This is a genomic window from Neobacillus sp. C211, from assembly GCF_051842875.1.
Classification (GTDB): Bacteria; Bacillota; Bacilli; order Bacillales; family Cytobacillaceae; genus Neobacillus.
This window is the reverse complement of record NZ_JBPXRO010000005.1, coordinates 164,523-186,086: the sequence shown is the minus strand read 5'-3', so window position 1 is coordinate 186,086 and position 21,564 is coordinate 164,523. Positions and strand designations below refer to the sequence as shown.

The following is a 21,564-nucleotide window of genomic DNA, read 5'->3' as shown; positions in this document are numbered from 1 at the left end:
AAAAAGTGAGAATTGAATAATATTAACCTTTGATAGGCTCCTGCCATATACTATCGTAATGATTTTGGAGGAAGGAGCCCTAGACATCATGGTTCAGTTGTTCTCACTTCTCATACTTGCTTTTGCTCTCAGCCTTGATAGCTTTAGCGTGGGTTTTACCTATGGACTAAGGAAAATGGTCATGCCGATCCGATCAGTGATTATTATTGCAAGTTGCTCGGCTATTTCTTTAATGATTGCCGTGTCAATTGGGCATGGACTTGAAAAAGTTCTATCTCCAAGTATTACGGCAAGCCTAGGGGGAATCATTCTAATTGCTCTTGGTGCATGGGTTTTGTTTCAATATTTCAAACCAGAAAAGGAAAAAGACGTACTAGAACATGAAAAAACAATCGTAAATTTTGAAATTAAATCCCTAGGATTAGCCATCAACATCTTGAAAAAGCCGATGTCGGCTGACTTTGACCAATCGGGTACGATTACGGGGATCGAAGCTTTAATGTTAGGCTTTGCTTTGTCGCTAGATGCCTTTGGAGCCGGGATTGGTGCAGCGATGCTTGGTTTCTCTCCTTTTTATTTAGCATTTACTGTCGCGATTATGAGCTCATTATTTGTTCTATTAGGGATAAAAAGCGGAACTTTTTTTCATAAGTTTGATTGGATCCAAAAGTTCACGTTTTTGCCAGGGATTTTATTAATCATAATTGGAATATGGAAGTTATGAATCTAGAAAGGAAAAGATCATGTCATTAGTTATCGGTTTAACAGGCGGAATCGCCAGTGGAAAAAGCACAGTCTCAAACTTTTTCAAAGAAATGGATATCACTGTAGTCGATGCTGATATAGAATCACGCCTAGCGGTAATGCAAGGTGAATCCGCTTATTTTAAGATTATTGAAGAGTTTGGCCGTGATATTTTATTGGAAGATGATGAAATTGACAGGCAAAAGCTTGGCGCAATTATTTTCCACCACGCTGAAAAACGGCAAATTTTAAACGAAATCGTCCACCCTGAGGTTAGAAAAAGAATGAGGGATCAAGTCGATCAGGCAATAAAAAACAGTAAAGAAGTGGTTGTTCTTGATATCCCTTTATTATTTGAAAGTAAACTTTCGTATATGGTGGATAAAACGTTACTTGTTTATGTTGACGATGAAACACAATTAAAAAGATTAATCGAGAGAAATAATCTATCAGCTGAGGATGCCGAAGCAAGGATTCGTTCTCAGATGCCCCTGTCTGAAAAAATAAAGCTTGCGGATGCTGTAATTGATAATAATGGTTCGATCGCAGATACAAAAAAACAACTTCTTGAATGTTTAGCCCAGTTTGGCATCGATATAAATAATCATAAGTAATGGGAGAGAAGGGCAACCTTCTCTTTTTTTCTGTTTCTAAGTTGCCTGAATTATAAAACATTTTAAAAATCCGCATTTTATTCATCACAATTAAACCTAAATATGTTATACTAATTACAACAATACAAGTATTAAGTATGACATTAATACAAAAAGGGGATGTAAAATGAAGACGAGAGTTGCAATAAACGGATTTGGGAGAATTGGCAGGATGGTTTTTAGAAAAGCGATCCTTGAAAATAAGCTTGAGGTTGTTGCCATAAATGCAAGCTATCCAGCGGAAACTTTAGCACATTTACTTAAATATGATACAAATCATGGACCATTTCAGGGAGAAGTTATCCCTTTAGATGATGAGTTAATCGTCAATGGCAAAAGAATTAAACTATTAAGCAGTCGTAATCCAGAGGAGCTTCCCTGGAGAGAGTTTGGTATTGATATTGTTATAGAGGCGACAGGAAAGTTTAATGCTCGTGAAGCGGCTGCACTGCACTTAGAAGCAGGAGCCAGGAAAGTGATCTTAACTGCACCAGGGAAAAATGAGGATGTCACAATTGTAATGGGTGTTAATGAAGAAATGCTTGATATCAATCATCATGACATTATCTCAAATGCATCATGTACCACCAACTGCCTTGCACCTGTTGCAAAGGTGTTAGATGAAAAATTTGGCATTGAAAGCGGATTAATGACAACGATTCATGCCTATACAAATGATCAAAAAAATATCGATAACCCTCATAAAGATTTACGAAGGGCTCGTGCATGTGGACAATCTATCATACCAACAACAACAGGAGCGGCCAAGGCAATTTCACTTGTATTACCGCACTTAAAAGGTAAATTACATGGGATGTCACTTCGTGTGCCAACACCAAACGTTTCACTTGTTGACTTAGTAGTTGATCTTAATCAAGATGTGACCCTTGATGATGTCAATAACGCATTTATTGAAGCGGCAAATGGCCCATTAAAAGGCATTTTAGATTTGACGATGGAACCATTAGTATCCGTTGACTTTAATACTAATGAACATTCTGCCATCATTGATGGTCTTTCCACAATGGTGATGGGAACAAGAAAAGTAAAGGTTTTAGCATGGTATGATAATGAGTGGGGGTATTCTTCACGTGTCGTGGATCTCACCATGTATGTTGCAGAGGAAATAGCAAAATCATCACAAATAAAGGTTGGATAAAATGCTGTCGATAGACAGCATTTTTTTTGCCTTTCTTGAGCCATTTGGGTGTTTTTTGCATAAAATAGCTTTGATTTAGTGTTTTTTTATCGAATGAAAAATGGAACATGCCCATTAACCTTGTTACAAAATTAACATATAAAGTTTTTTATATTGATAGGTTGCAAAAAAAATATAAACAAAGTATACTAGTCATCGTGAACTTCTTGAAATCAGGTAGCTATTAATTACTTAAAGGGTTAGGACCTCTCTGGACTAACTTTCCCCCGTGGTAGTTACTCGGATACCGTCAATAACAGGATTTCAAGAAAGAACATAAAAGGTTAGAGGGGGAAAAATGAATATGGAAACAATGGGACGTCACGTAATCTCTGAGCTTTGGGGATGCGACTTTGAAAAATTAAATGATATGAATTTTATTGAAACAACTTTTGTTGAAGCAGCTCTTAGATCAGGTGCGGAAATCCGTGAAGTAGCATTTCATAAATTTGCCCCACAAGGTGTAAGTGGTGTGGTTATTATCTCTGAATCACATCTTACCATTCACAGCTTCCCTGAACATGGATATGCTAGCATAGATGTATACACTTGCGGCGATTTGAATCCTAATGTTGCGGCCGATTATATTGCTGAGGCATTAAATGCACAAACACGTGAAAATATTGAAATTCCGCGTGGCATGGGTCCTGTTCATGTAAAACAGGCAAAGGTTTTATAATCACTATAAAAATAATCAACGTAGAGGTGTATTTATACATACACCTCTTTTTATATTTTCTAGACTAATGTTGTACAATAAGAACAAAGCTACATCATGGGAGGAATAGTATGGCTATGTTAGGTAACCTATTTGTTCGTTTTAAAAAGCAAATTGAGACTTCAGATCAGATTAAGGATGATTCCTTAAAAACGCATTATTATAAGGCGATGTTTAATCAATTATTTGCATCTGTTGAAAAGTTATTCCATGAAGATGCTGATTGCCGGGTCACCACGGTTTCTAAAGAACATGGAGAAATTGCTGTTGAAATCAGTAAACCCATCCCCTGCTTTCTAATTGTTACAATTGTGGGAGTAAAGCCAATGGAAACAGCGGTAGACTTTAATATTTCATCTGAAAAATTTTCCTTACTCGGCACCTATCCCGATTTAAAAAAGCGGATTAATTCTTATTACGAGCGAATTAATCAATTACATACCTTTATAGGAATAAAAAACTCCTAGTACTACTACTTGTATAAAGATAGTCTTTTTTATAAGATGAAAGTAAGCGTTTTTGTTCGGGAGTAAAGTGTAGATTTGGAGTTGATTACAATGAAATGCCCATCTTGTCAAAATTATGGTACACGCGTCCTCGACTCTCGCCCAGTTGATGAAGGTCGAGCAACACGGAGGAGACGCGAATGTGAAGAATGTGGGTATCGTTTTACTACGTTTGAGAAGATTGAAGAGATTCCACTGATTGTAGTCAAGAAAGAAGGGACCCGAGAAGAGTTTAGCCGTGATAAAATATTACGTGGCTTGATTAAGGCATGTGAGAAGCGGCCGGTAGCCTTAAAGGAATTAGAAGATATAACGCATGGTGTTGAAAAGGATCTACGGAGTCAGGGGATTTCTGAAATAAAAAGTGAAGCAGTCGGTGAAATGGTCATGGACAGGCTGGCACACGTGGACGAAGTCGCCTATGTACGGTTTGCATCCGTTTACCGTCAGTTTAAAGATATTAATGTTTTTATTGATGAATTAAAAGAATTAATCAAAAAAGAAAAATCTTAAGAGCTAAAGAGTTTTTGGCTCTTTTTGATTTTATAACAAGAAAGGTTGGAGTGATATGGTGCAGCATTGGCAGGAAATTCTCCCTATCGACCGTTATATAGTTGCGGCTGATGGGCTGCTGCATGAGTATGACCGTAAAGTGCTGACGTTTTTATATCAGCCCTTGATTGGGTCAACTTGCTTTAGTTTGTATATGACGCTCTGGGCGGAGTTAGAGGAAAATCGGCTCTGGTCTGAGTCTTCCACTCATCATTTATTGATGAATCTCTTAGAGATGAACTTAAAGGATATTTACGAAGCCAGATTGAAGCTAGAAGGCATTGGTTTATTAAAGACTCGTGTCAAAACAGATGAAGGGGGACGGTCCTTCATCTATGAACTGCATCCACCTTTAAGTCCTGAGCAATTCTTTTTAGATGGGATGTTAAATATTTATCTTTATCGAAAAATTGGAAAAAACCATTTCTCTCGTCTGAAGCGCTTTTTTAGTGATCAACAAAAGCCAAGGGAAGACGAGTATGTAGATGTTACGAGAGCCTTTCAGGACGTGTTTGCATCAGCAGCCCCTGGCAGTATGCAATATATTCAAGCCCTTTCCGAAGAATTACAAGAGGAAGAAAATCAACAGTTTATCGGTCGAAATGAGCCGAGTCCGATCCAAATTGGTGTGGACACGTTTGATTTTGATTTGTTAACTGCAGGGCTGAATGAATCACTTGTTCCCAAAAAAGCGCTAACGCCAAAAGTAAAAAGTGTAATTAGTAATCTTGCATTTCTGTACCAAATTGATGCAATCGAAATGAAAAATTTCATCTTAGGTGCTATTAATGAGCATGAAGAAATTGATATAGAGGACTTGAGAAAGGGGGCTCGTGATTGGTATCAATTTGTCAATTACGACCAACTTCCTAGTCTTATTAACCGAACACAACCAATTGTTCATCAAACTCAAATCACCGAACCTAAAACACAGGAAGAAAAATTAATTCGCTCGTATGAGACGACCCCGCCACTCATCGTTTTTAAAGAAATCTCAGGCGGTGTTGAACCTTCGAATGCCAATTTGAAAACCTTAGAAGAGATCATGATTAAATATAAACTTCCCCCAGGTGTGGTAAATGTCCTAATTGAAGTGGTTATGAGAAAAACGGACATGAAATTTACAAAGGGTTTTGTCGAGTCAATCGCTAGTCATTGGGCAAGGAAACAAGTGAAAACGGTGAAAGAAGCGATGGAGCTCGCGAAGAATGAGGAACACAAGGTAACAGAAAGCAAAAAAACTACAAGATCGTCTAATAAAAAACCAATTCGGACAGAGTTAATTCCTGAATGGTTTGATGAAAGTACGAAAGATGCGGGCAAAGATCACGTGCAAGGAAACAACAGTGAAGTTGAAGCGAAAAAGCGTGCGATTGAAGAAAAGTTAAAAGCGTTTCGCAAATAGGGGGTGACCAAAATTGGAAAAAATCAATCGAACATTGAAAAGATTAGCTTCTAATGAAAGCTTTCAAAAGCGATATGAGCAACAACGCAGGCAAGTCCTTGAAAATCCGGATATTCAAGCCTTTTTAGCAAAACATCAAAATGAGATTGATCAATCCATGATTGATAAAAGCATGAGTAAACTGTACGAGTATACGAACCAAAGCAAAGAATGCCACAAATGTGAAAGTCTGGATAGCTGCATCAATTTCATGAAGGGATATCACCCAGAATTGGTATTATCCCGAAACTCCATTGATGTTGTTTATAAACGCTGTCCTCGAAAAATCATGGCAGATGAAAAAAAGAAAAATGAAAAACTAATCAAAAGTCTATATGTGCCAAGAGACATACTTGAGGCCACCTTTGAAGACTTTGAAGGAGACTCAGGCAGGCTGGATGCTGGAGATAAGGCTGCAACCTTTTTAATGAATTATGAGGCAGGTAAAAAACCAAAGGGCCTCTTTCTTTACGGGAAATTCGGTGTCGGAAAGTCCTATCTATTAGGGGCAATCGCCAATGAATTGGCAAAAAAACAGATTTCTTCGATGATTGTCTATGTCCCTGAACTATTAAGGGAAATGAAAAGTTCGATTGCTGATTCGACTTTGAATGAAAAAATTGAAGCATTAAAAAGAGAACCGATCCTAATGCTTGATGATATTGGCGCAGAAGCTGTCTCAAGTTGGACAAGGGATGAAGTTTTAGGGCCAATTTTACAGTTCCGTATGCTTGAAAGCCTGCCGACATTTTTTACCTCAAACTTTAATTTTGGGGAGCTAGAGCATCATTTAACCTACAGCCAGCGGGGCGAAGAAGAGAAAATGAAAGCCCGAAGAATCATGGAGAGAATCCGCTCCCTGAGTGTGCCAGTGATGGTCGATGGTCCAAACAGACGGGAATAAAACGTGTTTTCCGGATTGCTGAAACAGGTCAGCAGTCTTTTTTTTGGATTTTTTTCTGTAAATAACAAAAGCAACTGTCAGCTAACTTCTATTTTAGCCAAGTCCCCCATATATATTAACAAAGATTGGCTTAAAGGGGGGATTTGGTTGGCGGAAATCATCTTCCAAAGCAAGCTGGATGCTCAAAAGTTTTATTACCACTTGCTGGAGTACTTACCAAATAATTATGATAAAGAAACTATTCTTCTAATAGAAGATCAACATATAGTAAAATTTTTAGGTAGCTTCTTATCCATTGAAATTTCTACTATGGTTAAAAATGCATTTTACGAATTTATTACGAACATAAAACGTGACGATTGGTTCAGGGAAATATTAAAAAACCGTTATTTTTATGAGGATCTAGAAGTGCAGCAACAAATAATGGAAATTATTTATTCCATTCTTGAAGGTCAAAGAGAAGATCTGATTGTCTTTTTGAAGGATACAAATGAAGAGCCTAATATTAGAGCAGCCATCGAGTATATCTTTCAGGATGATATTTCTTTTTCGTTTGACTCCTTTCATAAATTTCGTTTGCGGCCATACCTCCAGTTACTGGAAGGTTATGTTGAGATTGCCATTGATGAATATAAAATGGAGCAGGAGTATCAAATGTTTGTGCAAATGCTCAGGGACTTTTTAATGAACAGGGAACCCAAAATGGACGTTCTTCATTTATTGTTTGACGAGGAAATTACTTTTTATAACGACCAGTTTGTAGAGATGAAAAGAGCTGAATTAATTAGATTGATTGACCGAAAGTTACTTGTTAATCATCCTGTTTATGTCGATTCTGCTTCCATTGCACCACTTTTATCACTTGCGCCTACAACTATATTTCTGTATACAAAAGACCCAGAAGAACCCTTAGTTCGAACAATCAAAAACATCTTTGAAGAAAGAGTAACTGTGAAATCGTTTGCGTCCCTCCGTGAAGTTAAAAAATGGGCGGCAGATAATAATTCGGAAAACCATGCTTGAGATACAAGAATTTTTGTAATAATTTGTTTTTGTAGGTTGATGTCCCTTGATTTTTAGGAAATTAGTCATTATAATAACGTACATAGAATATTCATAGCAAAAGTAATGATAAGGATAACAGTATTTTTTACGGTTTCTAGAGAGGGAGGACAGGGCTGAAAGCCTCCTAACACGAAAATAATACTTACCACCTTTAAACTTCAGCAGTGAACACTTCATGTTTCCATGAAGTCAGTAATTGTTGACGGCCACAGCCGTTAACTGACCAAAGTCATTTTCAATGTGTGTCATTCGAAAATGAAAAATTGGGTGGAACCACGTGTTTATCAAAACTCGTCCCTATTCCAGGGACGGGTTTTTTTATTTTTCAAAAAAACTTGGAAAAATGTCTAGCTGCAGCGCCTAGGGGCTCGAGGTCATAAGCCAATCCGTCGAGAAGGTTAAAGAACAACCTTCCCGCCGGCTCGTCATATGCTTGTCGCCCCTGACCAAGGCGCTTCCGCTTTTCTAATTACAAAGGAGGAATTACCATGTCAGACGTTGTTAAGATTTCGTTTCCAGATGGGGCAGTAAAGGAGTTCCCACGTGGAACAACAACGGAAGATATCGCCGCTTCCATCAGCCCCGGCCTAAAGAAAAAAGCGATTGCCGGTAAATGGAACGGTCAACTTTATGATCTTCGCCGTCCAATTAATGAAGACGGTTCAATAGAAATCGTCGTCCCTGATTCCAATGATGCTTTAGAGATTTTACGGCACAGTACAGCACACTTAATGGCACAGGCTGTTAAAAGGCTTTATCCTGGTGTGAATTTAGGAGTTGGTCCTGTTATTGAGGGTGGTTTTTATTATGATATGGACCTTGAGGAATCATTAACTCCAGAAGATCTGCCAAGGATTGAAAAGGAAATGGCGAAAATCGTCAATGAAAATATTGAAATTGTTCGCAAGGAAGTAAGCCGTGCGGACGCTGTTCAGCAATTTAAAGAAGCGGGTGACCCTTATAAGCTGGAACTAATCGAGGCCATTCCTGATGAGGAAACAGTGACAATCTATGAGCAAGGTGACTTTTTTGACCTTTGCCGTGGTGTCCATGTTCCATCGACAGGAAAAATTAAAGAATTTAAATTGTTAAGCATTGCGGGTGCATACTGGCGCGGTGACAGCAAAAATAAAATGTTACAACGTATTTACGGAACAGCCTTTTTTAAGAAAGAGGATTTAGCTGAGCATCTTCGCTTGCTTGAAGAAGCGAAAGAACGTGACCACCGTAAAATTGGTAAAGAGTTAAACCTTTTCACTAGTAACCAATTGGTAGGACAGGGATTACCGTTATGGCTTCCGAAAGGCGCAACAATTCGTCGTGTGGTTGAACGATATATTGTTGATAAAGAACAGCGTCTAGGTTATGACCATGTATACACACCGGTCATGGGCAGTGTTGATTTATATAAGACTTCAGGTCACTGGGATCATTACCAGGAAGATATGTTCCCAATCATGGAAATGGACAATGAACAATTAGTTCTTCGTCCAATGAACTGTCCACATCATATGATGGTGTACAAGAACAGCATTCACAGCTATCGTGAACTTCCAATTCGAATTGCCGAACTTGGAACAATGCATCGCTATGAAATGTCTGGTGCCCTTTCAGGACTACAGCGTGTTCGTGGAATGACTTTAAATGATGCACATATTTTTGTTCGTCCTGATCAAATTAAAGATGAATTCAAACGGGTTGTTAACCTAATCTTAGCAGTCTATAAAGACTTTGATATTAATGACTATTCCTTCCGTTTATCTTACCGTGACCCGCAAGATACTGAAAAGTATTTTGACGATGACGCGATGTGGGAAAAAGCACAATCGATGCTGAAGGATGCCATGGATGATCTTGGTCTTAACTACTATGAGGCAGAAGGAGAAGCAGCATTCTACGGTCCTAAGCTTGACGTTCAAGTTAAGACAGCTCTAGGGAAAGAAGAAACACTTTCCACTGTTCAATTAGACTTCTTATTACCGGAACGTTTTGATTTAACATATGTTGGTGAGGACGGCAAGCAGCATCGTCCAGTTGTTATCCACCGTGGCGTTGTGTCAACAATGGAACGATTTGTTGCCTTCTTAATTGAAGAATACAAAGGCGCTTTCCCTACTTGGCTGGCTCCAGTACAGGTACAGGTTATTCCAGTATCTCCTGGTGCACATTATGATTATGCTAAGCAAGTACAGGAGCAACTTCAAAATGAAGGATTACGTGTCGAATTGGATGGCCGTGATGAAAAAATCGGCTATAAAATTCGCGAAGCTCAAATGCAAAAAATACCATATATGCTGGTTGTTGGTGATAAAGAAGTCGAAGACCAAGCTGTCAATGTCCGTAAATATGGTGAACAAAACTCAGAAACAAAGCCATTTTCAGAGTTTTTAGCAGCAATCGTTGCTGAAGTGAAAAGAGGATAATTTTTATTCGGAAGAGGGAGTAATCTCTCTTTCTTTTTTTAAAATAAAAAAATATATTGAATAATTTTCAGTTTCTTGCTAAAATAAATTTCGTTGTCAAAGAAATAGTTTGTTTGACATTACGTCTTTGCTTATGTTATATTAACTAAGGTGAAAAATTGAATACTTGTTTTTGGGAAAAGAAGAAGCACCCGCTTCTCACCTGATTGACGCAATTGGCAGTTGGCAGGTTTACGTGAACTTTTTGGTTTTATTACTTATGTTCTGTAAAGTGTGGGTGCATTCATCCGCACTTTTTTGTTTGTTCACTTAATAGCACTGCTAAAAAGCTTTACTACCTGTTGATTCAATAGGGTGTCAGACGTTTAGGTTGAAAAGGGTTCCTTATGATTTTCTTGACCAAAACGTTGTATTCGTGATAAAACCTTGGAGGTGGCTAATTATTAGCAAAGACATGTTGTTAAATGAGGGCATTCGCGCTCGCGAAATCCGCCTAATTGATCAAAATGGCGAACAGTTAGGGATTAAAACCAAAACTGAAGCCTTAGAGATTGCTGGAAGAGTGAATCTTGATTTGGTACTAGTAGCACCAAATGCAAAGCCTCCAGTCGGCAGAATTATGGACTATGGCAAGTTTAAATTCGAACAGCAAAAGAAAGAAAAAGAAGCTCGGAAGAATCAAAAAATCATTACTACTAAAGAAGTTCGTCTCAGCCCAACGATTGATGAGCATGACTTTAATACAAAGTTACGTAATGCGATTAAGTTCTTGGAAAAAGGCGACAAGGTAAAAGCTTCAATCCGTTTCAAGGGCCGGGCGATTACCCATAAAGAAATTGGTCAACGTGTGTTAGACCGTTTTTCAGAAGCGTGCAAGGAAGTTGCAACGATCGAATCCCATCCTAAAATGGATGGCCGGAGCATGTTCCTGGTTTTAGCACCTAAAATCGACAAGTAATAAGGAGGATATCCCAAATGCCAAAAATGAAAACTCACCGTGGCGCTGCAAAGCGTTTCAAGAAAACTGGTTCAGGTCAACTTAAACGTGACCACGCTTATACAAGCCACTTATTTGCTAACAAATCTACAAAAGCAAAGCGTAAGCTTCGCAAAGCATCCCTTGTTTCTAAAGGTGATTTCAAACGCATTCGTCAAATGTTAACTTACATGAAGTAAAAATTTAGTGATCGATTTATATATTGGAGGGAAATTACATGCCACGTGTAAAAGGCGGTACAGTTACGCGCAAGCGTCGTAAAAAAGTTCTTAAATTAGCAAAAGGTTATTACGGTTCAAAACATACATTATACAAAGTTGCTAACCAACAGGTTATGAAATCATTAATGTATGCTTTCCGCGATCGTCGTCAGAAAAAACGCGACTTCCGTAAATTATGGATTACTCGTATCAATGCAGCAGCTCGTATCAACGGTCTTTCTTACAGCCGTTTAATGCATGGCTTAAAGCTTGCTGGTATCGAAGTAAACCGCAAGATGCTTGCTGAATTAGCAGTAAGCGATGCAAACGCATTTGCTGAATTAGCAAACGCTGCAAAACAAAACATTAACAAGTAATTAGAAAAGCTAAAAGCGCCCTTAGGCGCTGGAGCTAGACATATGTAAAGGCCATTCTCTTAGATGAGGATGGCTTTTTCTATAAGGGGGTATTGGATATGAAAATATGGTTATTGGCCTATCTAATCATGAATATCGCAGGACTCGTGATTATGTGGGAGGATAAGAAGCGGGCAAAAAAACATGAGTACCGAATCCGAGAGAGGACCTTGTGGCTGGTGGCATTATTTGGGGGCGCTGTCGGTACGACGGCAGGGATGCAGCTTTACCGCCATAAAACGAAGCATACATCGTTTAAGATTGGTTTTCCTGTCCTAGCAGTAATCGAACTCGTTCTTCTCATTAAGTTTCTGCTCTAAAAAGAGCATGAATGGCGGCTAATCCTGCAAAAATTCCTTCACCGGACTTTTCCAATGGATTTCAGCATTCGGATAACACTCAAGGATTTTTTTATCCATATAAAAGAAGTCATCCTTAACTAGCCCTTTTAGCGAGACTTCATTTTCAGGAGAGATGATGATCGAGACGACGTCAAAGGTGTTGTCAGCAGCACCCATGTATTTCTCACCAGCAAATATAGCACCTTTATAAGTAAGTAAGAAATTTTTTCTGACATCCTGATCATCAATTAATAAAAAACGGTTATGTTTACGGGCAGCTTCTAGTTTTCGTTTCGATGTAAAAAGGGATTTTAACACATAGCTAAATAAGAAGAATAGGAAAAACAACAATACGAAGCGCAGCAACCATATCATGGCTAAGCCTCCTACACCTTTTTTCCTTCTAATACGATTCATCAGGAAAAAAGTTTCACTTTTATCATTTATAGAAATTGGCGGGCTTGATTATTAAACAATAGTAAAAAAAAGACAATATATTAATCAACAATTAAGCTACATAAAAATTTCTTGAAACGAGGTTCGAAATGGAATATAAATTGAAAGTTAAATTAATAAACGATGATGCTTTATTACCCTATCGAGCACATGAAGGTGATGCTGGATTAGATTTATTTTCTATAGAGGAAAAAATAATCAAAGCAGGGGAAGCTGGTTTAATAAGAACGGGTATACAAATTGAATTACCTAAAGGAACCGAGGCGCAGATTAGGCCTAGAAGCGGTCTAGCCTTAAATCACTCCATAACTGTGCTTAATAGTCCTGGGACTATTGATGAAGGGTACCGAGGGGAAATAAAAATTATCCTTATTAATCATGGGAAAGAGGATTTTACAATTGAAAAACAAATGAGAATTGCCCAAATGGTTATTGCCCCAGTATTAAAAGTTAACCTTATAGAAACAGAAATATTATCGGATACGGGTAGATCAGAAGGTGGATTCGGTTCTTCCGGTAAATAAAAGTATTATTGGACATTCGTTCCTTAATTAGAATTTGGGCTTTGCAGCATCAAATTTCTTTAATAAGGTGAGAATGTCCCTTTTCATACTATTTTAATCGATAATCTTCTGAGAATAAAAATAGGTATGGTTCCCCTTTTATACCAAAAAAGATTAGAACATTTTCTATTTTTTTTATGAAGTATTTCTTCACTTACTTAAGCCAATTCTTCTTATAAAAACTTTTGAATGGATGGTTACGTCTACTTGTGAAAACTCCTGGTTCCAATTCTTCTTATAAAACGTATTCCATGCTTTTGGATATTCTCTGTAAACGGCTTGGCCAAATCCAAATATGTCTGATTGAAAGTCTTTTTGAGCCCCATTTACTACCAATTGAATTCGAGCTTTAATCTCCTTTTCAATTTTTTTTTGGGTATCTTCGATTACTTTTGGATTAAATAATACTAGCTTTGAAGAATTTTCAATTGCACTCAGTTCTGAAGTAACATTTACAGTAAGTTTCATTTGTCCATGTTCAAGATGGGGAAGAATTTTGGTTTTTGATCTAATAATATCAAAACTAATATTTCCCCCGCCTTTTTCCTTTGGGACTTCAATGTAAATCCTCCCACCTTAAAAAATACTCCTGCTACCATCATTAAAATAACAAGGGCATCAAACCGCTCAAGAAAGTCTGCAACAGAAACCATTTGAGTTGCAGCAAGCAGTGTAAAAAGGTCCTGGCTGTAAATTTCCGGTCCTAATGTAGAAATCATCATAATAGAATTAACTGTTAACAGGATTCCTCCGATAACTAGACTGAACAATCCTATCTTTCTTATATTTTGTTTATTACTTAGAAAAGGAAAAAACATCATAATAACAACGGTTTCGCCAAATGCGAAGTTTATGGCTTTTGGAACTGCTTTTTTCAATAGGGGCGTTACACCATTACCTAATACAGGAGTTAGATTTTTTACATCAAATGGATCAACACTTAGTAATAGAAGCCAAATCAGGATAAGTGCAAAAATATATATAGGAAAGACGATTTCGGCCATTCGCCCCAAAGTCTCTACTCCGCCCAACAAGCAATATATCATTAACACCATAAAGCTTCCTATTATCACTAAGATTGGGGTTTCAGTTAGGATGGTTGAGACAATCAGATCCCCCAATTCTCTGCACGCTCTTGCAGCAGAATAGGTAAAATGCGCAATATAAAGCAGGATAATGGGATAGGAAAGAAACCTTCCGATTATCTTTGGAAGCATCTGAACGAGTGTATCCACTGAATAATAGGTTGATAATTGCGTATAAACAACCATTAATAATAGACTGGATACCATTCCGATTAAGATATAGATCCATGCATCCTGCTTCGTGTCTGCCCCTAATCCCAAAATCATCGCGGTGCCTAATACATAGCCTGCCATTAAATAAAAAAGCTGGATTGCACTGATTTTTTCCTTAATCATTAATTTATCTCCCTTTTGCAGTAAAAAAGGCTTATGACATACAAAAGCAAACCCGTCCTTAACAAAGTATTCCTTTTTACTTAATATTCTCCATAAAGATACATGTTATCCATGAAGACTAGATTCCGTGAACCTCTTAAAGAATCAAAGGATGCTGAGTTATTTAAACCAATCAGAGCGAAATTTGTAACTTTACAATTTACTTCTGTATAATAAAATTGTACCTATACAAAGGGGGCGAAATAATGGAAAAACTAGATGAAACCTTGACGATGTTAAAAGAGTTAACTGATGCCAAGGGGATTCCCGGCAATGAGCGTGAAGTTCGCGAGGTCATGGAAAAATACATAGCTCCATTCGCTGATGAAATCACAACCGATGGACTTGGCAGTTTGATTGCTCAAAAGGTAGGTAAAGAGGGCGGCCCAAAAATCATGGTAGCTGGTCACTTAGATGAAGTCGGGTTTATGATTACTCAAATCGATGACAAAGGTTTCCTTCGTTTTCAAACGGTTGGCGGCTGGTGGGGGCAGGTAATGCTTGCACAGCGTGTGACGATTGTTACAAGAAAAGGAGATTTAACCGGGATTATCGGTTCTAAGCCTCCGCATATTTTATCACCGGAAGCTCGCAAGAAACCGGTTGAAATTAAAGACATGTTTATTGATATTGGTGCATCTAGCCGTGAGGAAGCCGCTGAATGGGGCGTTCGTCCGGGCGATATGGTTGTGCCATATTTTGAATTTACAGTGATGAACAATGAAAAAATGCTATTAGCCAAGGCTTGGGATAACCGGATTGGCTGTGCAATTGCCATTGATGTCCTGAAACAATTAAAGGTTGTAAATCATCCGAACGTTGTTTATGGGGTAGGTAATGTTCAAGAAGAGGTAGGGTTGCGCGGTGCTAAGACAGCCACTGCAAAAATCAAACCGGATATCGGCTTTGCTGTTGATGTCGGTATTGCCGGAGATACACCTGGAATTTCGGAAAGAGAAGCAATGAGTAAGATGGGGAAGGGACCACAAGTTGTTATCTATGATGCCTCACTAGTAGCGCATAAAGGTTTACGTGATTTAGTGACCGATACAGCCGATGAATTGAACATCCCTTATCAATTCGAGTCCATTCCTGGCGGTGGTACAGATGCAGGGTCAATCCACTTGACACATCATGGGGTTCCGGCGCTTCCGATTACGATTGCGACGCGCTATATTCATTCACATGCGGCTATGCTCCATCGTGATGATTATGAAAACGCAGTGAAGTTGATTGTCGAAGTTATTAAGCGCTTAGACCGAGAGACTGTTGATAAAATTACGTTTGAATAACTTTTTGTGGGGTCCCCGGATGAACTTTGCCGGGGATTTTTTTAAATAAAAAACTGCCGATGGGTAATCGGCAGCTTCAACAAATGATTACTTTAACCCGCTTTCAAGGGTTGTAAGCATTTCCTTTTTCTCATCTTCGGATGAATTTTTCCAAATGATTTCAAATAAAACACCAAGACCTGGGAGCATTTTTTCTTCCCCATTTTGAATGGCATCAACAATGGTATCTTCTAATTGATCTTGTGTATTTCCCGAAACATTGTGAACAATGGCATTACGTAAATTTAAATTCATGTATATGCACTCCTTTTTATCCTGTATTTCTTAAATAGTTTTTCTACTTTTGGTTTTATTATGTATTTTTATTAGGCTATAATTAAAAAATCATCGTAATTTTAAAAGGAGAGCGGGCTTTGAAATATATTGAATCAATAAATAACCCTAAAGTAAAACAGTGGAAAAAGCTTTTAACCAAAAAAGAACGGGATAAGTCAGGAACATTTTTAGTTGAAGGCTTTCATTTAGTGGAGGAAGCGCTAAAACAAGGAGAGCAAATTGTAGAAATCATCGTTTCTGAAAAAGTAGATTTACCTTCCCGCTTCGATACTGGTTCGACGCCAGTAATACAAGTCACGGAAGAGATATCGAATGCATTAACAGATACAGAGGCACCACAAGGAGTTTATGGGGTTTGCCAAATAGCAAATGCTGAAGTGGTAGATGCCAAGACCTTCCTATTTATTGATGCCGTTCAGGACCCAGGAAATCTCGGAACAATGATTCGCACAGCAGATGCAGCAGGGATCGACGCCGTTGTGGTAGGACGGGGAAGTGTGGATATTTACAACTCAAAGGTCCTTAGGTCGGCACAAGGAAGCCATTTTCACCTTCCGATTATAAGCGGCGACCTTCATGAATGGATGGACAAACTTCAGGAAAAAAATATTCCTGTATACGGTACAGCACTTGAAGGGGCATCTGAATATACTGACATTTCCACAGGTGATTCGTTTGCCCTGATCGTTGGAAACGAAGGGAATGGCGTCGGGAAAGACATACTCTCAAGCACCACAGCCAACCTGTATATCCCGATTTACGGCAAAAGTGAATCCTTGAATGTTGCCGTTGCAACAGGGATTCTGCTCTATTATTTGAAAAAATAGGCGGAAACTAGTTTGACCTTTACAGGGAAATTATTATATAATAATGAACAATATTGAATATTAAAGAACGATGACGGAGAAAAGTACCTTATTTAGTGACCATTTAGGGAGAAAGTGCCGCGACTGAAAGCACTTTTATGGAAAGGATAAGCGAAGTTCACCTCCTGAGTTGGCATCGGGACCACAATAAATAGCAATAGCTTGAGAGTAGATTACTGTCCAGCTACAGCGCCCAGCCCCTCGAGGTCATAAGCCAATCACTACGGAAGGCAAAATGCACGCCTTCCGAAGCGCTTGTCTTATGCTTGTCGGGGCTGACCAGGGCGCTTCCGCTTTTCGTGTAAAGATGCACCGGCAGATGCCGTTATCCGAATGAAGCGAACACAATGTTTCTTTACATAACGTGTTTACAAGGGTGGTACCGCGAACTATAAACCTCGTCCCTTTCCAGGGATGGGGTTTTTTTGTTTTTTCATTGGTGCCTGACACCGATCAACTGATTAATATTAAGGAGGAATTGACATGCAAGAACGTTTAAAGGAATTGCAGGAAGAGGCTATTCAAAAAATTGAAAAGTCGGTAAGCTTAAAAGAATTAAATGACATTCGTGTTGCCTACCTAGGTAAAAAGGGCCCAATCACGGAAGTACTACGCGGAATGGGAAAGCTTTCTGCTGAGGAGCGTCCAGTTATGGGGGCATTAGCAAACGAAGTCCGTGAAGCGATTGCCGTTAAAATTGAAGCCAAACATACGGGGTTAGAAGAGGCGGCTGTTTTAGAAAAATTAGCTTCTGAAAGCATCGATGTTACCCTCCCAGGACGACCAGTTAAGGTTGGAAACCACCATCCACTGACAAGAATCATCGAAGAAATTGAGGATTTATTCATTGGCATGGGGTATCAGGTAGCGGAAGGTCCTGAAGTAGAGCAGGATTATTATAACTTCGAAGCGCTAAATTTACCGAAGGGGCACCCGGCCCGCGACATGCAGGACTCTTTCTATATCACAGAAGATATCCTGCTCCGTACCCATACATCACCTGTTCAAGCTCGTACGATGGAAAAGCACCAAGGCAAGGGTCCTATCAAAATTATCTGCCCAGGAAAGGTGTACCGTCGTGATAATGATGATGCGACACACTCCCATCAATTTATGCAAATCGAAGGTCTTGTGGTCGGTGAGAACATCCGCATGAGTGACCTAAAAGGAACATTAGAAGTTTTTGCGAAAAAAATGTTCGGCGAAGATCGTGAAATCCGCCTGCGTCCAAGCTTTTTCCCATTTACTGAACCTTCAGTAGAAATGGATATTTCTTGTAAAATCTGCGGCGGTCATGGCTGCAGCGTTTGTAAGCGAACAGGCTGGATCGAAATTCTCGGTGCCGGTATGGTCCATCCTAACGTTCTTGAGATGGCTGGATATGACTCTAAAAAATACACTGGCTTTGCTTTCGGTATGGGACCAGAGCGGATTGCGATGTTAAAGTACGGTGTGGATGATATCAGGCATTTCTATACAAATGATGTTCGTTTCTTAAAACAATTTTCAAAACACGAGTGAAACTGAATGCTTCAACCCAAGCCGTTGAAGCTTGATAAAAATAAAGGAGGATGACGACATGTTCGTTTCATATAAATGGCTCCAGGATTATATTGATTTAACTGGAGTAACTGCATCTGAATTAGCTGAAAAAATTACAAAAAGCGGTATTGAGGTCGAAGGAGTAGAAATCCTTAACGACGGCATCCAAGGCGTAGTCGTTGGTCATGTCCTTGAACGCGAGCAGCACCCAAATGCTGATAAATTAAGTAAGTGTCTTGTTGATGTCGGCGGAGAACAACCGGTCCAAATTATTTGCGGTGCTCCGAATGTGGCCCAAGGTCAAAAGGTTGCAGTGGCCACAGTTGGTGCAGTTCTTCCAGGTAATTTTAAAATTAAACGGGCGAAACTACGCGGCGAAGAATCGAACGGAATGATTTGTTCGCTTACTGAGTTAGGGATGGAAGGAAAAGTTGTACCGAAAGAATATTCTGAGGGAATCTTTGTTTTTCCAGCGGATGCTGAAGTGGGTGTTGATGCACTTGCCATGTTAAATCGTGACGATGAGATCCTTGAGCTGAGCTTGACTCCAAATCGTGCGGATTGCTTAAGCATGCTAGGAGTTGCCTATGAAGTGGCGGCGATCCTTGGGAGAGAGGTTAAACTTCCGGAAACGAATCTTCAGTCTGCAACTGAAAAAGCATCTGATTATGTGAAAATTGTCGTTGAGGCAAAAGAAGATAATCCATTATATGTGGCAAAAATCATTAAAAATGTAAAAATCGGTCCATCACCTTTATGGATGCAAACGCGCTTGATGTCAGCAGAAATTCGTCCACACAATAACGTGGTTGATATTACTAACTATATTCTTCTTGAATACGGTCAGCCGCTTCATGCGTTTGATTATGACCGCTTAGGTTCAAAAGAAATCCTTGTCCGCCGTGCAGCAGATGGGGAGAAATTTGTCACGCTCGATGATGCAGAACGCACACTTACAGCTGATCATTTAGTCATTACAAATGGAACTGAACCTGTTGCCCTAGCTGGTGTTATGGGGGGAGCAAATTCAGAAGTAATTTCAGACACAACGACTGTTTTACTTGAATCAGCTTACTTTAACGGGGCTACGATCAGAAAAGCTTCGAAAGATCATGGTTTAAGAAGTGAAGCGAGCGCTCGATTTGAAAAAGGTGTCGACCCGAATCGTGTTCGTGCTGCTGGAGAGCGTGCCGCCTATCTAATGGCAAAATACGCGGGCGGTGAAGTATTAGAAGGTGCTGCTGAAGCAGACACAATGACGGTTGAGCCGGCAGTTATTTCGATTACTTTAGAAAAAATCAATCGTGTCCTTGGCACAGACCTTGTGATGAAGGACGTGAAGGAAATCTTTGATCGTCTTCAATTCGGTGTAAGTATCGAAGAAGATACCATCACCGTAACGGCACCGACACGCCGCGGAGATATTAAGATAGAAGAAGATTTACTGGAAGAAGTAGCTCGCCTTTTTGGTTATGATAATATTCCAAAAACGTTGCCGATTGGATCAACTACACCAGGTGGTTTGTCTGAGTATCAGAAAAAGCGCCGTGTGGTTCGTCAATATCTTGAGGGAGCAGGCTTATACCAAGCTGTTACGTATTCACTGACAAGTGAGGAAAAGGCAGCCCAATTTGCACTTGAGAAACGTGATACAATCCGTCTCGCGATGCCAATGAGTGAAGAGCGCAGCATCCTTCGTTTGAGCATCATGCCACAACTTTTGGAAGTATTAAAATATAACAGTGCTCGCCAAAACGATAGTTTGGGTGTATATGAAACAGGTGCGGTGTTCTTAGCAAATGGCACAGACACTCTTCCAACTGAAAAAGAACATTTAGCAGCAGCCGTTACCGGGCTTTGGTCCAGTCATTCTTGGCAAGGGGAGAAGAAGGCTGTTGACTTCTTCGTTGTTAAAGGCATTTTAGAAGGAATGTTTGCTAAGCTTGGCTTACTTGAACAAGTTCAATTTGTTCAAGCACAGATAGATGGTATGCACCCTGGCCGTACAGCGGAAATTCACCTAAACGGTGAGAAAATCGGCTTTATCGGGCAAGTCCACCCAACGGTTCAAAAAGAGCTGGATTTGAAAGATACCTACGTATTTGAACTTTCATTAAAAGCAGTACTTGAAGCAGAAACACCGGCATTACAATACGAAGCCATCCCGCGCTTCCCGTCAATCACAAGAGACATTGCCCTTGTGGTAAACAGAGAAACGGTGTCAGGCACCCTAAAGGAAATTATATTAACAACTGGTGCACCGCTCTTGAAAGAGGTTAACGTGTTTGATTTATATGAGGGAGACAAGATGGAAGAGGGCATGAAATCGATCGCTTTCTCTTTGAAATATGTTGATCCAGTGCGTACGTTGACTGATGAAGAGGTAACGAAGGTTCATGAGAAAGTGCTTAATACCTTGAAAGAAAAGGCAGGAGCCGTTCTAAGAGGTTAAATTAATAGAAGCCAGCCCGGATGTGTAGATTTTCGGGCTGGCTTTTTTGTATTTCTGAGGGATTAAAAAAAATCGCTAAAAATCACAAAAAGAGGTTGCACCAAAGGAAAACCTCCTTCAAATTCCGCATTAAATTATATTTTCTCAAAAATGGAGTCATAGTTTTTCGCTAAGACCATGTCTAAATCGGTCAATCCGCCTGCATTCCACGAGGTTAGTCTTAATGTCACTAATTTATAATCGATCGCAATAAATGGGTGATGATTTTTTTCTTCCGAGAGCTGGGCAATGACATTCACGAACGCCACGCCTTGTAAAAACTCACGGAAGCGGTACTTTTTCACGATGAATTTTCCGTCCAGTTTCCAGCCTGATAATTCCGCAACAGCGGAAGTAATCTCCGCTTCACTTAGTCGATTTGCCACCACTATCCCTC

At 39.4% G+C, this 21,564-nt stretch carries 24 protein-coding genes and 2 other annotated features; of the genes, 19 read left to right on the top strand and 5 right to left on the bottom strand.

The genetic code is table 11. The features are described 5' to 3' along the window. Positions 1-88 precede the first annotated feature (88 nt). From ytaF to ACSU6B_RS07340, 14 genes are all read left to right on the top strand, one after another. Positions 89-724: a sporulation membrane protein YtaF gene (gene ytaF, locus ACSU6B_RS07405; RefSeq protein WP_410884001.1), complete on the top strand. Its 636-nt coding sequence runs from the start codon at positions 89-91 to the stop codon at positions 722-724. Between the two features lie 19 nt (positions 725-743). Further along, positions 744-1,358, top strand: coding sequence for a dephospho-CoA kinase (gene coaE, locus ACSU6B_RS07400; protein ID WP_410883999.1), 615 nt, complete (start codon positions 744-746; stop codon positions 1,356-1,358). Positions 1,359-1,524: 166 nt separating this feature from the next. Continuing rightward, complete coding sequence (locus ACSU6B_RS07395) at positions 1,525-2,556, top strand: glyceraldehyde-3-phosphate dehydrogenase (RefSeq protein ID WP_410883997.1); 1,032 nt, start codon at positions 1,525-1,527, stop codon at positions 2,554-2,556. A 343-nt stretch (positions 2,557-2,899) separates the two neighbouring features. Further along, positions 2,900-3,274 carry an adenosylmethionine decarboxylase gene (gene speD / locus ACSU6B_RS07390; RefSeq protein WP_088089215.1) on the top strand — a complete coding sequence of 125 codons (375 nt, stop codon included), beginning with the start codon at positions 2,900-2,902 and terminating at the stop codon, positions 3,272-3,274. 110 nt (positions 3,275-3,384) lie between these two features. After that, complete coding sequence (locus tag ACSU6B_RS07385; protein ID WP_215001018.1) at positions 3,385-3,780, top strand: hypothetical protein; 396 nt, start codon at positions 3,385-3,387, stop codon at positions 3,778-3,780. Between the two features lie 90 nt (positions 3,781-3,870). Continuing rightward, a complete protein-coding gene (nrdR, locus tag ACSU6B_RS07380) occupies positions 3,871-4,332 on the top strand; it encodes a transcriptional regulator NrdR (protein WP_144564449.1) in 462 nt (153 codons plus the stop codon). A 55-nt stretch (positions 4,333-4,387) separates the two neighbouring features. Beyond that, entirely contained in the window at positions 4,388-5,776 is a 1,389-nt protein-coding gene (locus ACSU6B_RS07375) for a replication initiation and membrane attachment family protein (RefSeq protein WP_410883995.1), read from the top strand. Between the two features lie 13 nt (positions 5,777-5,789). Next, positions 5,790-6,719 carry a primosomal protein DnaI gene (gene dnaI / locus ACSU6B_RS07370; protein ID WP_410883993.1) on the top strand — a complete coding sequence of 310 codons (930 nt, stop codon included), beginning with the start codon at positions 5,790-5,792 and terminating at the stop codon, positions 6,717-6,719. Positions 6,720-6,866: 147 nt separating this feature from the next. Further along, a complete protein-coding gene (gene ytxC, locus ACSU6B_RS07365) occupies positions 6,867-7,742 on the top strand; it encodes a sporulation protein YtxC (RefSeq protein WP_410883991.1) in 876 nt (291 codons plus the stop codon). A gap of 96 nt (positions 7,743-7,838) precedes the next feature. Continuing rightward, positions 7,839-8,086, top strand: a binding site (T-box leader). Between the two features lie 186 nt (positions 8,087-8,272). Further along, complete coding sequence (gene thrS / locus ACSU6B_RS07360; protein WP_410883989.1) at positions 8,273-10,207, top strand: threonine--tRNA ligase; 1,935 nt, start codon at positions 8,273-8,275, stop codon at positions 10,205-10,207. Between the two features lie 173 nt (positions 10,208-10,380). Then, positions 10,381-10,512, top strand: a sequence feature (ribosomal protein L20 leader region). 149 nt (positions 10,513-10,661) lie between these two features. Then, on the top strand, positions 10,662-11,165 hold the full coding sequence (infC, locus tag ACSU6B_RS07355) for a translation initiation factor IF-3 (protein WP_142292242.1): 504 nt from the start codon (positions 10,662-10,664) through the stop codon (positions 11,163-11,165). Positions 11,166-11,182: 17 nt separating this feature from the next. Beyond that, positions 11,183-11,383: a 50S ribosomal protein L35 gene (gene rpmI / locus ACSU6B_RS07350; RefSeq protein ID WP_066258063.1), complete on the top strand. Its 201-nt coding sequence runs from the start codon at positions 11,183-11,185 to the stop codon at positions 11,381-11,383. A gap of 38 nt (positions 11,384-11,421) precedes the next feature. Beyond that, the gene (gene rplT, locus ACSU6B_RS07345; protein ID WP_168245286.1) at positions 11,422-11,781 is read left to right on the top strand and encodes a 50S ribosomal protein L20; all 360 of its coding nucleotides are present in this window, start codon (positions 11,422-11,424) and stop codon (positions 11,779-11,781) included. A 98-nt stretch (positions 11,782-11,879) separates the two neighbouring features. Continuing rightward, positions 11,880-12,140, top strand: coding sequence for a DUF1294 domain-containing protein (locus ACSU6B_RS07340; protein ID WP_168245285.1), 261 nt, complete (start codon positions 11,880-11,882; stop codon positions 12,138-12,140). Between the two features lie 18 nt (positions 12,141-12,158). Here the strand turns inward: ACSU6B_RS07340 and ACSU6B_RS07335 are convergent, their stop codons facing one another. Beyond that, positions 12,159-12,536 (bottom strand): sigma-w pathway protein ysdB, encoded by a 378-nt coding sequence (locus ACSU6B_RS07335; RefSeq protein WP_410883986.1) that lies wholly within the window; start codon positions 12,534-12,536, stop codon positions 12,159-12,161. A gap of 170 nt (positions 12,537-12,706) precedes the next feature. Between ACSU6B_RS07335 and dut the strand changes: the two genes are divergently transcribed. Continuing rightward, the gene (dut, locus tag ACSU6B_RS07330; RefSeq protein ID WP_410883984.1) at positions 12,707-13,141 is read left to right on the top strand and encodes a dUTP diphosphatase; all 435 of its coding nucleotides are present in this window, start codon (positions 12,707-12,709) and stop codon (positions 13,139-13,141) included. A gap of 189 nt (positions 13,142-13,330) precedes the next feature. Here the strand turns inward: dut and ACSU6B_RS07325 are convergent, their stop codons facing one another. Together ACSU6B_RS07325 and ACSU6B_RS07320 are read right to left on the bottom strand one after the other, a co-directional pair. Next, positions 13,331-13,693, bottom strand: a complete 363-nt coding sequence (locus ACSU6B_RS07325; protein ID WP_410884069.1) for a Ger(x)C family spore germination C-terminal domain-containing protein — start codon at positions 13,691-13,693, stop codon at positions 13,331-13,333. After that, complete coding sequence (locus tag ACSU6B_RS07320) at positions 13,645-14,601, bottom strand: GerAB/ArcD/ProY family transporter (protein ID WP_410883982.1); 957 nt, start codon at positions 14,599-14,601, stop codon at positions 13,645-13,647. Before ACSU6B_RS07320 ends, ACSU6B_RS07325 begins: the two co-directional genes overlap by 49 nt. Positions 14,602-14,846: 245 nt before the next feature. On the opposite strand from ACSU6B_RS07320, the gene ACSU6B_RS07315 reads away from it, so the two are divergent. Next, positions 14,847-15,932: a M42 family metallopeptidase gene (locus ACSU6B_RS07315; protein ID WP_410883980.1), complete on the top strand. Its 1,086-nt coding sequence runs from the start codon at positions 14,847-14,849 to the stop codon at positions 15,930-15,932. A gap of 87 nt (positions 15,933-16,019) precedes the next feature. On the opposite strand, the gene sspI is transcribed toward ACSU6B_RS07315, so the two are convergent. Next, positions 16,020-16,226, bottom strand: a complete 207-nt coding sequence (gene sspI, locus ACSU6B_RS07310) for a small acid-soluble spore protein SspI (RefSeq protein WP_088089203.1) — start codon at positions 16,224-16,226, stop codon at positions 16,020-16,022. 119 nt (positions 16,227-16,345) lie between these two features. Here sspI and ACSU6B_RS07305 point away from each other — a divergent pair, with 119 nt between their 5' ends. The 3 genes from ACSU6B_RS07305 to pheT all read left to right on the top strand — a co-directional run bounded on the left by ACSU6B_RS07305 (position 16,346) and on the right by pheT (position 21,128). Then, positions 16,346-17,095, top strand: coding sequence for a TrmH family RNA methyltransferase (locus tag ACSU6B_RS07305; RefSeq protein WP_410883978.1), 750 nt, complete (start codon positions 16,346-16,348; stop codon positions 17,093-17,095). A 522-nt stretch (positions 17,096-17,617) separates the two neighbouring features. Next, a complete protein-coding gene (gene pheS, locus ACSU6B_RS07300) occupies positions 17,618-18,655 on the top strand; it encodes a phenylalanine--tRNA ligase subunit alpha (RefSeq protein ID WP_410883976.1) in 1,038 nt (345 codons plus the stop codon). 58 nt (positions 18,656-18,713) lie between these two features. Continuing rightward, complete coding sequence (gene pheT / locus ACSU6B_RS07295; RefSeq protein ID WP_410883974.1) at positions 18,714-21,128, top strand: phenylalanine--tRNA ligase subunit beta; 2,415 nt, start codon at positions 18,714-18,716, stop codon at positions 21,126-21,128. A 134-nt stretch (positions 21,129-21,262) separates the two neighbouring features. Here pheT and ACSU6B_RS07290 read toward each other — a convergent pair whose 3' ends face one another. After that, complete coding sequence (locus ACSU6B_RS07290) at positions 21,263-21,553, bottom strand: 4a-hydroxytetrahydrobiopterin dehydratase (RefSeq protein WP_410883972.1); 291 nt, start codon at positions 21,551-21,553, stop codon at positions 21,263-21,265. Between the last annotated feature and the right edge of the window lie 11 nt (positions 21,554-21,564).

Excerpts from the sequence above, each read along its gene's own strand:
- ytaF (WP_410884001.1), top strand. The coding sequence starts at position 89 with ATGGTTCAGTTGTTCTCACTTCTCATACTTGCTTTTGCTCTCAGCCTT.
- coaE (WP_410883999.1), top strand. The coding sequence starts at position 744 with ATGTCATTAGTTATCGGTTTAACAGGCGGAATCGCCAGTGGAAAAAGC.
- ACSU6B_RS07395 (WP_410883997.1), top strand. The coding sequence starts at position 1,525 with ATGAAGACGAGAGTTGCAATAAACGGATTTGGGAGAATTGGCAGGATG.
- speD (WP_088089215.1), top strand. The coding sequence starts at position 2,900 with ATGGAAACAATGGGACGTCACGTAATCTCTGAGCTTTGGGGATGCGAC.
- ACSU6B_RS07385 (WP_215001018.1), top strand. The coding sequence starts at position 3,385 with ATGGCTATGTTAGGTAACCTATTTGTTCGTTTTAAAAAGCAAATTGAG.
- nrdR (WP_144564449.1), top strand. The coding sequence starts at position 3,871 with ATGAAATGCCCATCTTGTCAAAATTATGGTACACGCGTCCTCGACTCT.
- ACSU6B_RS07375 (WP_410883995.1), top strand. The coding sequence starts at position 4,388 with ATGGTGCAGCATTGGCAGGAAATTCTCCCTATCGACCGTTATATAGTT.
- thrS (WP_410883989.1), top strand. The coding sequence starts at position 8,273 with ATGTCAGACGTTGTTAAGATTTCGTTTCCAGATGGGGCAGTAAAGGAG.
- infC (WP_142292242.1), top strand. The coding sequence starts at position 10,662 with ATGTTGTTAAATGAGGGCATTCGCGCTCGCGAAATCCGCCTAATTGAT.
- rpmI (WP_066258063.1), top strand. The coding sequence starts at position 11,183 with ATGCCAAAAATGAAAACTCACCGTGGCGCTGCAAAGCGTTTCAAGAAA.
- rplT (WP_168245286.1), top strand. The coding sequence starts at position 11,422 with ATGCCACGTGTAAAAGGCGGTACAGTTACGCGCAAGCGTCGTAAAAAA.
- ACSU6B_RS07340 (WP_168245285.1), top strand. The coding sequence starts at position 11,880 with ATGAAAATATGGTTATTGGCCTATCTAATCATGAATATCGCAGGACTC.
- ACSU6B_RS07335 (WP_410883986.1), bottom strand. The coding sequence starts at position 12,536 with ATGATATGGTTGCTGCGCTTCGTATTGTTGTTTTTCCTATTCTTCTTA.
- dut (WP_410883984.1), top strand. The coding sequence starts at position 12,707 with ATGGAATATAAATTGAAAGTTAAATTAATAAACGATGATGCTTTATTA.
- ACSU6B_RS07320 (WP_410883982.1), bottom strand. The coding sequence starts at position 14,601 with ATGATTAAGGAAAAAATCAGTGCAATCCAGCTTTTTTATTTAATGGCA.
- ACSU6B_RS07315 (WP_410883980.1), top strand. The coding sequence starts at position 14,847 with ATGGAAAAACTAGATGAAACCTTGACGATGTTAAAAGAGTTAACTGAT.
- sspI (WP_088089203.1), bottom strand. The coding sequence starts at position 16,226 with ATGAATTTAAATTTACGTAATGCCATTGTTCACAATGTTTCGGGAAAT.
- pheS (WP_410883976.1), top strand. The coding sequence starts at position 17,618 with ATGCAAGAACGTTTAAAGGAATTGCAGGAAGAGGCTATTCAAAAAATT.
- pheT (WP_410883974.1), top strand. The coding sequence starts at position 18,714 with ATGTTCGTTTCATATAAATGGCTCCAGGATTATATTGATTTAACTGGA.